Here is a 13686-nt window from a genome sequence, read left to right on the forward strand (position 1 = left end):
TTTTGAAATTTTGATGATGATTATGAAACTTGTATATATGAGAGAGAGTACTACCAGAGAGTATTGAGATTTGTTAAGAAATATCTTTTGGTATAGCTACCATATTCTTGTTAATGCAATAAGCCATTATTGGCGTGATAATGGAAGTGCTTTTGCCAGTCATGTCGCGTTATCAGGGTTGTTAGCGTTTTTTCCTTTTTTATTTTTGGAACGTCCCTTGCTAGTTTTCTCGGCGCTTTTACCTATACACCGCAAAAAATTATTGCGCTTGTGCAGTTATTACCAGATTTTATTGCAGAGCCTTTATCTCAAGAAATTATCAATGTTTTAACTGTTCAACGAGGGGATGTGGTAACGATTTCTGTCATTGTAGCTGCTTATTTTGCCTCTAACGGAATAGAGGCTTTGCGTACGGCTTTAAATAAAGCTTATCGTGTCACTGAGCAGCGTGGTTTATTGTTTTGTCGTTTCCAAAGTTTGTTTTTTGTCATTCTTGGAGCTGTTGGTCTTGTGGTGATCAGCTTTTTGTTGGTTTTGGCACCTTTGTTGATTAAGATTATGAAAAATCATTCTTTTTTCATAACAGAATATATAAGTGTTATTCGTCTATGGCGCTATGTAATCGCAGTTGTCGTTTTGTTTATCAGTCTTTTGATTGTTCATAAATGGCTTCCAGCAGAAAGGCGGAAATTTATAGATATCTTACCAGGAATTGTGGTAACAATGTCGGTGTGGTTTATAGCTTCCGTTGCTTTTGCACAATATTTGACGATGTTTGATTATATTTCTACCTATGCGGGGTTAGCATCTATTATGGTTGCTATTATTTTTCTTTACATATTAAGCGCAATTTTTATTTTGGGAGGCGAAATAAACGCAGCAATTATGTTTTATCGCAATCATCTACAGCATTCAGAAGAATGAAAGAACGAATGTGTGTGTGAAAGCTTAAAGACGAATAGACAAATAAAACCTGCCATTACTTTATTGGTTGATGCGGATGCTTGTCCTGTAAAAGATGAAGTTTATCGTGTGATGAATCGTTATCAGCTAAAGACGTTTGTTGTGGCAAATCGTTTTCTCTCTCTTCCAGATGAAGAGCTCATTGAAAGAGTCATTGTGGCTGATGAATTCAATGGTGCAGATGATTGGATTGTAGAACATGTGCATGAGGCGAGTATCGTTATTACCAGCGATATCCCTTTAGCAGCAAGAGTTGTGCGAGCGGGAGGGGCTTGTCTTTCGCCAACGGGGCGTGTTTTTGATATAAGCTCTGTCGGTCAAGCTTTGGCAATGCGCAATTTAATGGAAGATTTGCGCGGACAAGGCAATATGACAGGTGGTCCCCGTCCTTTTGGGCGCAAAGATCGTTCTGCTTTTTTGTCAGCATTGGATGTCGCTATACAACGTTTAAAAAGATGTGGCTATTAGGTTATTGTGCTTCTTCTATGACAGCTTTTATAAGTGCTTTAGCATCCGCATTAGCCCATGGAGCTGCACCATTATAGGAAGCAATAAGATGACCATTTTTATCAATCAGAAGTGTGATGGGTAGTCCTAGGGCTAACCCTTGTTTTCGAACATTGTTGAAAATATTCATTGTTTCATCACGATAGTAGACTAAATTGTTGGCATCAACATTCTGTAAAAATTGCTGAATTTTTTCAGAAGAAGCTGTTTTATCGGTATTAATAGCTATCACATCAAAATTTTCTCCACCTAATTCACGTTTTAATTGCGCCAGTTCAGGCATTTCTGCGCGGCAGGGGGCGCACCAGATCGCCCATAGATTGATCAGAATCGGTTTTCCAGTAAATTCAGAGAGTTTGTGATCTTTTCCTTGAAGATCTTTGAAAGAGAGAGTGTTCATATCTAATAGCGTATCAGAAAATCGTATATTGGCAAAAAATCCTTTTGCTGCTTTTCGTATTGTTCCCATTTTTTCTACTTGTCTTTTTTCAGTATTTTTTTCTGAAATAAAATTGGCAAAAGGAGACGCTCTCTTGTCATGAGAGGCTTTTATTGCGTATAAACTGACACCAGCTAAGATTAAGGCAGCGAGAAAGGATGCGATAACGAGCTTCTTTTTGTTTTTCTTTTTTTGGCTATCAAAAATTTGAGAAACCATGATTTTTATCCTTTTTATGGGCATTTTTAGAATATGACAGTCGAGAAGTTAAAAAACCAAATGTGGGGTGGCCCATTTATAGCAGGGCCTGCTGCAATTATAGAAGAAATTAATGCCTCAATTGATTTTGACCAAAAACTTTATCGGCAAGATATTGAAGCGCGACTCTCTGAATTAATTGGTCCTGTTGCTGGACGTTTGCATACAGCACGTTTACGTAATGATCAAGAGGCCGTTGATTTTCGTTTGTGGGTGCGTGAGGCATTACAGAGAATAGCGCAAGCTTTAAAAGGGTTGATAGAGCCATTGCTTGTTCGCGCAGAGCAACATGTCGATAGCTTTATGCTAGGCTTTACCCATTTACAATCAGCACAACCTGTAACATTTGCTCATTACATAATGGCTTATGTTGAAATGTTTGGTCGAGATTTATCAAGGATGCGATTGAGCGAATGAATGAATTGCCATTAGGGGCGGCAGCTTTGGTAGGGACAAGCTTTCCGATTGACCGTTTTATGACAGCACAAGCGCTAGGCTTTCGTGAGCCAACACGCAACTCCATTGATAGTATTTGGGACTGTGATTTTGCCTTAGAATTTTTAAGCGCTGGTGCTCTTTGTGCTATGCATCTTTCGCGTTTGGCAGAAGAAATAACGCTTTGGATAAGAGGACAATTTCATTTTATTCGTTTGTCAGATGCATTTTCTACTGGCTCGTCTATTATGCCGCAAAAGAGAAATCCTGATGCAGCGGAATTGATAAGGGCTAAAACAGGGCGACTGAATAGCGCACTGATGGGATTGTTAACGGTGATGAAAGAATTGCCTCTTGCCTGTTCAAAAGATATGCAAGAAGATAAAAAATATGTCTTTGATGGGGCTTTGAATCTAGAGTTGTCGCTGGCTGTAATGACAAGGATTATAGGTGATTTGCAGGTCGATAAAGAAGAAATGAGGCAAGCAGCTGATGTTTATTATGCAACGGCAACGGATTTTGCTGATTGGTTGGTGTGTGTGTTAGGGATTCCTTTTCGTGAAGCACATCATATTACAGGACATGTTGTCGCATTGGCAGAAAAAAAACAATGTCGTCTTAATGATTTGTCATTGGCGGAACTGCAAAAAATATACTCTGAGATTAATACAGCAGTTTTTGATGTTTTAACGGTTGAAAAATCAGTTGAAAGCCGTAAAAGTTTTGGTGGTACAGCACCTTCAGAGGTAATTCATCAAATTGCCTATTGGAAAAAGCATCTTGTTACAGCCTGAAGGGATGGATTTGCAATCCAACAGCATAAAAAGAAATATCGATAGGAGAGAAAAGGGCGTATGAAAATCGTTTTAAGGAGTTTAACAATTGTCCTTTTGGGGGGGATTGTCCTTGTTGGATGTGGGCGTAAGGGAGCATTGGAGATGCCTCCTCTCGATGTCCAGAAGCCTGTAAAAGGGGCATCTATTGCCAAAAGTGAAGAAGATAAAGCTTTTATTCTTGATCGTTTGATAAAATAGGAGAGAGATGTGCGGTTTTTCTCCTATCGTCAAGATATGTTTCACGCTGAAGGTCTCTCACTTTCTGCTCTTGCGCAGAATGTAGGAACGCCTTTTTATTGTTATTCGGCTAATGCATTGCTAACACGTTTTAAAGATTATCAAAAGGCATTTCAAGAAATGCCAAGTTTGATTGCTTATGCGGTTAAAGCCAATTCTAATCAAGCAGTTTTAAGGCTTTTGGCGGTAAATGGATCGGGAGCTGATGTGGTTTCAGAAGGTGAGTTGCGACGCGCACTTGCTGTTGGTATTCCTGCTCATCGTATTGTTTATTCTGGTGTTGGTAAAAGTGTGAAAGAGATAGATTTTGCTCTTGCTCAAGATATTTATTGTTTTAATGTTGAATCAGAGCCAGAACTTGAACAATTGTCACAGCGTGCTGTAGCACTTGCAAAAACAGCACGTATTTCATTGCGCATTAATCCAGATGTTGATGCAAAAACACATAAGAAAATTACAACAGGAAAGTCTGAAAATAAATTTGGTATTCCATTGTTGTTTGCAAGAGAAGCCTATAAAAAAGCCGCTTCTTTACCTGGATTGCAGGTTTGCGGTGTCGATATGCATATTGGCAGTCAGATCTGTGATTTAAAACCTTTTGAAGAGGCATTTCGTATTATTGCAGATTTTGTGCATCAATTATGGAGTGATGGCTTTGCGATAACGCATATCGATATTGGCGGTGGGCTTGGTATAGCATATGGTCATGAACAACATGTCATACCCTCTCCTTTTGATTATGCAGCACTTGTGAAAAAACATATTGCCCCTTTAGGAATCAATATTATCGTGGAGCCAGGACGGAGCATTGTTGGTGAAGCGGGTGTGTTGGTGACATCTGTTCTCTATTTAAAAAGGGGAGAAGGGCGGAATTTTGTTATTGTTGATGCGGCGATGAATGATTTTATACGTCCAACGCTTTATGATGCTTGGCAGAATGTGTGGCCGATCAAACAAACATCAAAAGATGCAGAACATATTCGAGCCGATATTGTTGGTTCTGTTTGTGAAACCGGCGATTATTTAGCATTAGATCGCTGTTTGCCAATTTTGGCACCGGGGGATCTTTTGGCGATTATGGGAGCGGGGGCTTATGGAGCAGTGATGGCAAGCACATATAATAGCCGGCTTTTGGTGCCAGAAGTTCTTGTGCAGGACACGCGGTATGCAATCATTCGTCCACGTCTTGATTATGCGCAATTAATAGAATCTGATCATATCCCTAGTTGGATCTAGTATTGTTTAAGTCTTTTAGGTCTTATTTTTATTAAACTTCGATGAAACAATTTATTTTCTGGAAATTGTCTTATATGGGTTTTATGATCCCAATTCATCGCTGTAAAAGGGGACAAACATTTGTCTATGAAAAATGAAAACATCAAAAGTTTTGCAGGAATAAAACTTGTTGGTGTGCGCATTTTGATATGGTTTATCCTCTCTTTGGAGCGGATATGGGGGCGATTGTTCCCGCTTTTTCTCGTCCTTAGTGTTTTTTGTTCGCTGAGTTGGTTGGGTGTTTTTGGCATTCTGGGTTATTGGTCACATCTGCTTTTGCTTTTGCTAATACTCGTTTTGGCCATGGGGAGTTTATTTTTTCTTCAACATTTTCGATTTCCTACAAGGCGGGAGGTTAATCAGCGTCTTGAACAAGCAAACGGTCTTCAGCATCAGCCTTTAAGTGTTCAAACCGATCGTTTATGTTTTGAAAATGATGAAGATTTTCATGCGATTGTTTGGCGTGAACACCAGCGCCGCATGGCAGAGCAATTGGATCATTTAAAAATTGGATTTGTTTCTCTAAATAGTGCGGCTTTCGATCCTTTCGCTTTGAGGGCTTTATGTGTTCTCCTTTGTGTGTGCGCTTTTAGTTTTTCTTTTGGCTCGCGAGGAGGCCATTTGGCAGATGCATTTGATTTTCGTCCTATCATCGATGAAGCATCCATGCGGATTGATGCTTGGGTAACACCTCCTGCTTATACCGGTGTTGCGCCTCTTTATTTAACAAAAGGCGAAACAAAACAGCTAGCAGTTCCTGAAGGGAGTGTTGTGGTTGTGCGTGTTACAAATGGTGTTGGTATTTCAGTAAAAGCCGTATCTAAAGAGGATGCAGGTGAGGTTTTGTTTGAAAAGAAAAATGAAAAGGTGGCTTTGAATGATCCAACCGTTCAGTTTGAAACACATTTAAAACATTCAATAGATTTGTTGGTCTCATCACGTCACAAACAACAGCGGTGGCATTTACAGGTGATGAAAGATCAGTATCCAACAATTCGTTGGCTGGAAAAGCCAGGGCGAATTTTAACCGGTTCGTTAGAGTTGCAGTATGAGCTCGATGATGATTATGGTGTGACAAAAGCTGTTGTTGAAATAGAGCCTTTTTTTAATCAGCACAAAAACACTCTTTCTCTCTATACGGCACCTGAAATAAAACTTCTTCTTCCTCGCAGTGGAAAGGGTAAAATGCGGACGGTACAAGATATATCTGCACATCCATGGGCTGGTTCGCAAGTCAAAATTACTTTGTTGGCAGAAGATGGTGCGGGACAACAAGGACAGAGCAAAACTTTTGTAATGACCCTACCACAGCGTGTATTTTCTAATCCTGTTGCACGTGCAGTGATTGAATTGCGTCGTATGTTAGCTCTTAATACTTCTGCGAAAGACCGTGTCCTTGATATGCTTGCTGTTTTGCTGGTGCGTCCAAAAGATGGATTACAAAATTTTACACATGTTCTTGTTCTACAAAGTGCATGGACAAAGCTTTCTATGGCAGAAACAGAGGATGATTTGCGTGGGGTGGTCGACTATTTGTGGCAGATTGCTTTGGGGTTTGAAGGTAATCAGCTCGAGTCTGTCCAGAAAAATTTAAAACAAGCACAAGCTGCTTTGCGTGATGCGCTTCGTTATGGTGCTCCAGCAGCAGAAATTGAACGGCTTATGGCAGATTTACGCCAAGCTATGGATGCGTATATTCACGCTTTGGCTGAAAATGCACAAAATAGTACGCATGCTGCCAATAACAATCTTAGTCGTCCCAATCTTTCAGAGGATTCATTAGAAAAAAAGCTGAATCTCATTGAAGAAATGGCCAAAATGGGCTCTTCTTTGGCGGCTGAACAGCTGTTGGCTGAAGTTGAACAAACTCTTGATCATTTACAAGTCCAAAAAGGCAATCAAGGTGGGGAAAAGCGCCAAAGCCAATCGGCAGAGATGAAAGAAAAAATGGATAAGCTTGGAGACTTAATGCGTCGTCAGCAAGAAATCCTCAATGAAACACACAAATTAGAAAAAGAACAACGACGTGGAGAAAATGTTCCAGAAACGCAAAGAGAATCTTTAAAAAAGCGGCAAGCCGAATTGCAGTCTGAATTGTCAGTGTTAGAAAAAGAACTCTCAGCGCAAGGATTTGAATCAAGTGATGCCTTCAAAAGGGCAGAAGAGAAAATGAATTCTGCGCAAGATGCTCTTGATCAAGGAGATCATCAAAAATCTATGCATAGTCAGGCAGATGCTTTAGAAGCTTTGCGGCAAGGTGCACAAAATGTTTTAGAAAAAATGCGCGAAACACTTAAAGAAGCTGGAGATAATCAAAATACTGCTGTTGGTTCTGAAGATCCATTGGGGCGTCCACTTTCTTCAAAAACAGATCAAGGACAAGAAGGAACGGCTATACCACAAGAAAGTGACCAGATGCGTACAAGACAGATTTTGGAAGAAATTCGTAAACGTCTTGGCAAAGAACATATTCTAGAAGCAGAAAAAAACTATCTTGAGAGGTTGCTCCATTTTAATTAGGCGCTGATTTTCTTTTAACCAAGAGAAATGCATTGGAAGCCTTATTGAGCACAAGGTCCAAAAATAAAAATCATATTTAAAAGGCTTGTTTTACGTAATAATAAAAATGTTCTGTACGATTTTTTATTATTTGCGTTTAAAATGTGAGATACTGAGATGTTCGCTATTGCGGAGAAAAGGCAAAAATCCATATAAATTGAGATATATGAAAGCCTGTAATGTTTAACATTTTTTTCTAAAACGGTATGTTGCGTTGGATATAGTCACTCTGAGAAATTTTTATGCTTCGCCCCTTGGGTCGCGCGTGCAGGCGACATTGTCTGATCAATTAAATTTATGGTGGACTGATCTTGCTGATAAACGGGTGATGGGTTTGGGTTATGCCCTTCCTTATCTTGATGTGTTACATACACGGGCACGACAATGTTTTGCCTTTATGTCAGCTGCTCAGGGTGCTTCGCCTTGGCCTTGTGCTGAAAAAGTCGCTACAGCACTTGTTTTTGAAGAAGATTTGCCGCTTCCTGATGCTTCAATTGATTGTGTTTTATTGGTACATGCACTCGAATATACAGAAAATTCATACGAAACTCTTAATGAAATATGGCGTATTTTAGCTCCTAATGGTAGCTTGATCGTTATTGTTCCTAATCGTTCCGGTTTTTGGGCGCGCAATACTTCTACACCTTTTGGTTACGGCGAACCTTATAGCCGACAACAGATTGCTCGTTTGTTTGAAAAAACAAACTTTATTTCTGAGTCAATGCAAGAAATTGTACATTATACACCTTCTTTGGGTTATATTTCACGGTTATTCTCATTTTTTTATGAGCCATTTGCACGTCATCTTTTGCCTTATTTTGGGGGACTCTTAATGTGTAAGGCGCAAAAACGTGTTTATCAAGGCTTGCTTGTACAGCCTCGTCAATCACGGCGTGTTTTTATTCCTGCTTTATCACCTCAAGCCTATGAAAGCTCTTCTCAGTCTGTTTCGAATGCTCTCGCACGACAGTGTCCATGAAGAGTATAAGACAGAATTTGTCGATGACATATTCTGTTTGCTAGCTTACAATGTTGTTCTTGCTTTTGCATGGGGTAATGAGACGATAGGGAGTTTCGTTTCAAATGGTTTTATTTCTGTGCGCATTTTGTTGATAGACAAGTGGAAGATCGTATTAGATTGATTATAAGGTACGTTTGCAGTGAGAGAGCTTAGTTTATCCACCTAGCTTGTTTAAGTTACAAAACGGTGAATTGTCTCTGCTAAAAATCGTATTTTAAAAAATTTGAAAGTATCACAATTGTTTTGAAGCTCTTTATATTGAGGAGGTTTTAAAGATTTAAACGATAGCCGTTTTGATCAGTAATGAGAATTTGCGCGTTGGAGGGGTCTTTTTCGATTTTTTTTCGTAAACGGTAAATGTGGGTTTCTAAGGTATGGGTGACAATATTTTCATTGTAGCCCCAAATTTGTTCTAACAGTGTTTCTCGGTTCACGATTTGGTCATGAGAGTGATAAAGGTATTTAAGAATTGCTGTTTCTTTTTCTGTAAGACGAATTTTGTTGTTGTGTTGATCAATGAGCAGCTTTTGTCTAGGTTTAAAAATATAGGGGCCAATGTAAAAAATTGTATCGTCATTTTGTTCATATTGGCGCAATTGGGCGCGAATTCGTGCCAATAATACTGCAAAGCGAAAAGGCTTTTTTACATAATCATTAGCACCTGTTTCAAGATGTAAAAGGGTATCGCAATCTGTATCATGATTTGTGATCATGATAATGGGAGCACGAAATCCTTGGGCGCGTAATTGTTTAACAGTTTTGCGGCCATCAAGGTCAGGCAATTCAAGTCCCAAAATAGCCAGATCAACATTGTTTGTTTGGGTTATCGTTATCCCTGCTTTCGCTGTTTTTGCTTGGAATATTTCAAATTCTTTATGCATTTGTAATTGTTCTACCAAAATAGGGCGCAAATCATTGTCTGCTTCAACAATTAAAAGAGTATGGCGGTTCATTTTTTTTCCTTATAAGATATGTTAATGCACAAAAGAGGTGGAAAATAGTTTTCTGAAAAATGAGATTTCATGCAAGGAAAATTGAAAAAGAAAGCTTCTAAAAAACGAACTTTTGTTGTTTCTATGGTCGTTCGTCGACAAGCAGGTCATGGTGCAAGACGGCGTGTTTTGCGTGTTGATCAAAATCATTTTTTTGTGCTCTGGAGTGGGCTGGTATTTCTGCTTTTAAGCGCGAGGGAGATGATGCTACACCTTTAACTCATATGCGTTGTTTGAGTGGATTTTGTGGCAACTCTTATCGTTTCTTGCCACGTTCTGCTTTGCCTTTACGTCGTATTCGAACACGAGATGGTTGGTGTGATACATGTGGTGATGCCAATTATAATCGTTTGATACGTCTTCCCTATGGTAACAGTGCTGAAAAAATGCAGCGTGAAGATGGGCTTTATGAAATTGCTGTGGTTTTGGATTGGAATATTACAGAACGCAAAATGGTAAGAGGAAGTGCCATATTTATGCATTTAGCACAGGAGAATTATCCACCAACAGAAGGATGTATTGCACTTGCCCAGCGTGATATGGAACGTCTTTTGTCCTATATGTGCAGATGAACAAAATTATTGTGTTAAGGTAGAACATTTCTTTATTTAAGGTTGCCCATCAAACAAACTTCTTTCCATTCATCTTCTGTTACCGGTTGTACTGATAAGCGACTTGCATTGACTAGTACCATATTTTTTAGTTTAGGATTGGCTTTAATCTGTTTTAATGAAACAGGGGTTGGCATATCACAAACTGCACGAATATCTACACATTCCCAACGAGGATCAGAAGTGCTAGAATCAGGGTGTGCTTGCGCACAGACTTCTACAATACCAACAATTTCTAATCCTTTGTTAGAGTGGTAAAAAAAACCTTTATCACCATATTTCATGGCGCGCATATTGTTACGGGCTTGATAATTGCGTACACCATCCCATTGTTCGCCCTCAGCACCTTTTTTCTTTTGCATATCCCATGACCATTTATGGGGTTCAGATTTAAAAAGCCAATAAGCCATGCTTTCTCCTTTTTATGGACTGTGAATTTATTTCACACACCACGTGTCTATTTTTATATAACATTCCAACTATGATTTTTCCTTTAAAATCAAGTAAAGAATGCGCAATATCGATTTTGTTGCTCTTTTTTAAAAATCCTCGAGTGTATCATGCGCTGGAGCTGTTTCATAGATTTCTAGAGGAAATTGCATAAGACTGCTCTGTTTTTTGCGTCCTTTTAGGAGAGAAGATAAGCATATGAATTGCAGTATTGTGCTTAAAGTAAGCTACTTAATAACAAGTTTGGTTCTTTAAAACCTTTGTCTGGAAAGAGCAGCTTCTGATTGCTTTGCGTTGAAAAAATGATGGAGGAAAATTGTGTCTTAGAAGTCTTAAAGATTCCAATGATAAGTGTAACAAATAAGATGTTAAATAATGGTGATTGCTCTTATGTTTTGTAGAACACAGGGGGCTATTTCTTTTGGTTATGCTTTTGTTCCACGGCGTCCCATCCCGATGAGGGGTGCGGATTTTTCATCCAATGGCCAGCGTGAGCGAGGGGCGAGATCAAGGGGGCTTTTTTCCCCACGCACAAGTTTTTGTGCACCAGCAAAAGCAATCATTGCAGCATTATCGGTACATAAGGAAAGGGGAGGCGCTATAAATTCAAAACCATGTTGATGTGCAAGCTTTTGCAGTGTCAACCGAATAGCTTGGTTGGCCGCAACACCACCTGCCACAACTAAAGCAGGAGGACGACGCTCTTGATTATGAGAAAGGGGGTATTGGTGGGTAAAATATTGTAGAGCCAAATGAACACGATCATGTAGCGTATCGGTAACGGCTGCTTGAAAGCTTGCTGCAATATCAGCAACATCACTTTCTGTAAGAGGAGCCATGGCCGTTGCTGCTTGCCGGACAGCGGTTTTAAGACCGGAAAAAGAAAAATCTAACCGCTTTTCACCTTTTAAAGGCCGTGGAAGAGCAATGCGATTTTTATCACCCAATAAAGCTGCTTTTTCAAGTGCTGGACCTCCAGGATAAGGAAGGCCTAAGAGTTTTGCTGTTTTATCAAAAGCTTCTCCCAAGGCATCGTCGATGGTTGTTCCTAAACGTTGGTAGTTGCCTACTTCGTGAACAAGAATTGTTTGTGTATGTCCACCCGAGACCAACAATAATAAATAAGGACACTGAACATTATGCGTTAGTATGGCTGTTAACGCATGGCCCTCCAGATGATTTACGGCAATGAATGGTTTTCCCGTGGCAAGAGAAAGTGCTTTTGCACTCATAACGCCTACCAACAGACCTCCTATGAGACCTGGGCCACAGGTGGCTGCAATGGCATCAATATCTTTCAATTTTGTTTCTGCCTCTGTGAGTGCTTTTAGAATTAAACTATCGAGAATTTCAACATGGGCACGAGCGGCAATTTCAGGAACAACTCCACCATAGGGCGCATGATGATCAATTTGACTCCAAACAATATTGGAAAGAATTTGGCTGTTTTGATCATTGTGGTATTCAACAACAGCAGCAGCCGTTTCATCGCAACTGGTTTCTATTCCTAATAGGCGCATTTCAAACAAAACCTTATGTTAAAGATTCTTTTTCTTTTGTGGGTAGCACGGACAGGTGGAGATGCAAAGAATTCCTCTTGAAATTAATTTCTCTATGAAAAAATGCATTTTAACGAATGATTTTAATATAGTAACTCCTTTTATTAAAAATGAAGCTGTATTTTTTAGTATAAAATAATGATATGTATGCAAAATCTTGTTCATTTAAAGTATATAAGTTTAAAGGTGTTCGCTAAAAATACAGTGTTGTAAATTTTCCTGAAGTTATAAACTTTATACAAAAGGTTTAAAACAAGCTATGCTCTTTGAGAAATTCTTTATTTTTTAAAGATTTTTTCATTTTATTATTTTATCAATAAGAAAAAATGTGCACAAAAAGTGACTAAGATGGTAGATTCTGCAAAACCAAAAGTTAAATCACATTATGCTGGTACGCGCCGTAAAGCACCAGTGATTGAAAATGAAATTGTCAATCATGCTTCAGAACAAGTAACACAAAATCCAGCAGAATCGGGTGTGAAAGAAAAACAGAGCAAAGAAAGTACGAAGAAACAATGCATGTCTCGTATAACTTGCTTTTACTTGCTTATTTCAGGAATTTTAGGTGGACTTATCGCTTTAGGTATTTTGATGGGGTTGCAATGGGCGAGCATGCTTCCTTCTTCATTGCTGAAAAACAATGCGAGAGAGGAAAAGGCTTTACAAATTGCAGAAATTGCAAAAAGTCAAAGTGAAGAGACACACAAGCAATTGGGGCATATGCTGAAAGAAATTGAGGCATTGAAAGCAGAGTTTGCCTCTTTGTCATCACAACAGGTGGAAATAATTCACAATGATGAAGGAATGCAAGAAGATGGCAGAAAAGCTTTTGCTTCTTTAGAGAAAAAAGTGAATGATCTTGAAAAGTCTGTGCAAGCTTTTGTTGATGTTTCAAAAGAAATAGAAACGGCTTTATCGGCTGGACAAACCAATGCAAACGCTCTTGCTCTCCTAAAGCAACAGTTAGAAACTATGCAGAAAGAAATTGTTGCGACAAAAAATGAAAAACAAGAAATAAATACCGCACTGTTTAGTGCAATCAGTTCTTTGAAAAATGCTGTAGAACGTGGTGGATCTTATAATAATGAATTAAAGCTCTTACAGCAATTATCACCTTCGATTGATGGACTTGATTTGTTACAAAAAACAGCGATCGCAGGATTGCCAAGTTCAGCACAGCTTGCAGCGAATTTTGCTCGTGTTGCAGATAAAATCGTTGCGACACAAAATAGTGTTCCACCGAATACCGGTTTTTTTCAACGGATTTTAGCATGGGCAAAAGGTCTTATTGTCTCGCGTCCGATTGGAAATATTGAAGGTATGACATTGGGGGCAATTGCAGCGCGGATGGAAGTTGCCATTCAGATGGGGGATTATGAAAAAGCTTTGGGTGAATGGCAAACATTGCCTCAAAATGCAAAAGATGTTTCAGTGGATTTTATTCGTCAGCTTGAAACACATATTGCTGTTCATCAGTTGTTTCAGAAGTTGTTGATGTCTGTGCAACAAGAATCCTTTAAAGCAACAAAGATGTAAATAGGCTC

At 39.1% G+C, this 13686-nt stretch carries 12 protein-coding genes and 2 pseudogenes; 10 read left to right on the plus strand and 4 right to left on the minus strand.

The window, feature by feature from the left end; translation table 11 throughout:
* Positions 1-70: 70 nt before the first annotated feature.
* Together BN202_RS04295 and BN202_RS04300 are read left to right on the plus strand one after the other, a co-directional pair.
* A pseudogene (locus tag BN202_RS04295) lies at positions 71-924 on the plus strand (YihY/virulence factor BrkB family protein).
* A gap of 12 nt (positions 925-936) precedes the next feature.
* Entirely contained in the window at positions 937-1431 is a 495-nt protein-coding gene (locus tag BN202_RS04300; RefSeq protein WP_019219315.1) for a YaiI/YqxD family protein, read from the plus strand.
* A gap of 1 nt (position 1432) precedes the next feature.
* Here the strand turns inward: BN202_RS04300 and BN202_RS04305 are convergent, their stop codons facing one another.
* Positions 1433-2128: a TlpA disulfide reductase family protein gene (locus BN202_RS04305; protein WP_019219316.1), complete on the minus strand. Its 696-nt coding sequence runs from the start codon at positions 2126-2128 to the stop codon at positions 1433-1435.
* Between the two features lie 33 nt (positions 2129-2161).
* Between BN202_RS04305 and argH the strand changes: the two are divergent.
* The 5 genes and pseudogenes from argH (at position 2162) to BN202_RS04330 (ending at position 8488) form a co-directional block, all read left to right on the plus strand.
* Positions 2162-3396, plus strand: a pseudogene (gene argH / locus BN202_RS04310) (argininosuccinate lyase).
* A gap of 60 nt (positions 3397-3456) precedes the next feature.
* Positions 3457-3636 carry an LPS translocon maturation chaperone LptM gene (lptM, locus tag BN202_RS04315; protein WP_019219317.1) on the plus strand — a complete coding sequence of 60 codons (180 nt, stop codon included), beginning with the start codon at positions 3457-3459 and terminating at the stop codon, positions 3634-3636.
* A 9-nt stretch (positions 3637-3645) separates the two neighbouring features.
* Positions 3646-4911, plus strand: a complete 1266-nt coding sequence (lysA, locus tag BN202_RS04320; protein WP_034987279.1) for a diaminopimelate decarboxylase — start codon at positions 3646-3648, stop codon at positions 4909-4911.
* Between the two features lie 126 nt (positions 4912-5037).
* Positions 5038-7470 (plus strand): TIGR02302 family protein, encoded by a 2433-nt coding sequence (locus BN202_RS04325; protein ID WP_019219319.1) that lies wholly within the window; start codon positions 5038-5040, stop codon positions 7468-7470.
* A 253-nt stretch (positions 7471-7723) separates the two neighbouring features.
* The gene (locus BN202_RS04330; RefSeq protein WP_019219320.1) at positions 7724-8488 is read left to right on the plus strand and encodes a class I SAM-dependent methyltransferase; all 765 of its coding nucleotides are present in this window, start codon (positions 7724-7726) and stop codon (positions 8486-8488) included.
* A 311-nt stretch (positions 8489-8799) separates the two neighbouring features.
* Here the strand turns inward: BN202_RS04330 and BN202_RS04335 are convergent, their stop codons facing one another.
* Complete coding sequence (locus tag BN202_RS04335) at positions 8800-9483, minus strand: response regulator transcription factor (RefSeq protein WP_019219321.1); 684 nt, start codon at positions 9481-9483, stop codon at positions 8800-8802.
* Positions 9484-9552: 69 nt separating this feature from the next.
* On the opposite strand from BN202_RS04335, the gene BN202_RS10275 reads away from it, so the two are divergent.
* The gene (locus tag BN202_RS10275) at positions 9553-9741 is read left to right on the plus strand and encodes a hypothetical protein (RefSeq protein WP_019219322.1); all 189 of its coding nucleotides are present in this window, start codon (positions 9553-9555) and stop codon (positions 9739-9741) included.
* Positions 9742-9746: 5 nt separating this feature from the next.
* Complete coding sequence (locus tag BN202_RS10280; RefSeq protein WP_019219323.1) at positions 9747-10094, plus strand: L,D-transpeptidase family protein; 348 nt, start codon at positions 9747-9749, stop codon at positions 10092-10094.
* 32 nt (positions 10095-10126) lie between these two features.
* Here the strand turns inward: BN202_RS10280 and BN202_RS04345 are convergent, their stop codons facing one another.
* Together BN202_RS04345 and tsaD are read right to left on the minus strand one after the other, a co-directional pair.
* Complete coding sequence (locus BN202_RS04345; RefSeq protein ID WP_019219324.1) at positions 10127-10543, minus strand: EVE domain-containing protein; 417 nt, start codon at positions 10541-10543, stop codon at positions 10127-10129.
* A 465-nt stretch (positions 10544-11008) separates the two neighbouring features.
* Positions 11009-12103: a tRNA (adenosine(37)-N6)-threonylcarbamoyltransferase complex transferase subunit TsaD gene (gene tsaD / locus BN202_RS04350; protein WP_019219325.1), complete on the minus strand. Its 1095-nt coding sequence runs from the start codon at positions 12101-12103 to the stop codon at positions 11009-11011.
* A gap of 387 nt (positions 12104-12490) precedes the next feature.
* Here tsaD and BN202_RS04355 point away from each other — a divergent pair, with 387 nt between their 5' ends.
* Entirely contained in the window at positions 12491-13678 is a 1188-nt protein-coding gene (locus BN202_RS04355; RefSeq protein ID WP_019219326.1) for a COG4223 family protein, read from the plus strand.
* The last annotated feature ends 8 nt before the right edge of the window (positions 13679-13686 follow it).

The organism is Bartonella florencae, assembly GCF_000312525.1.
GTDB lineage: Bacteria > Pseudomonadota > Alphaproteobacteria > Rhizobiales > Rhizobiaceae > Bartonella > Bartonella florencae.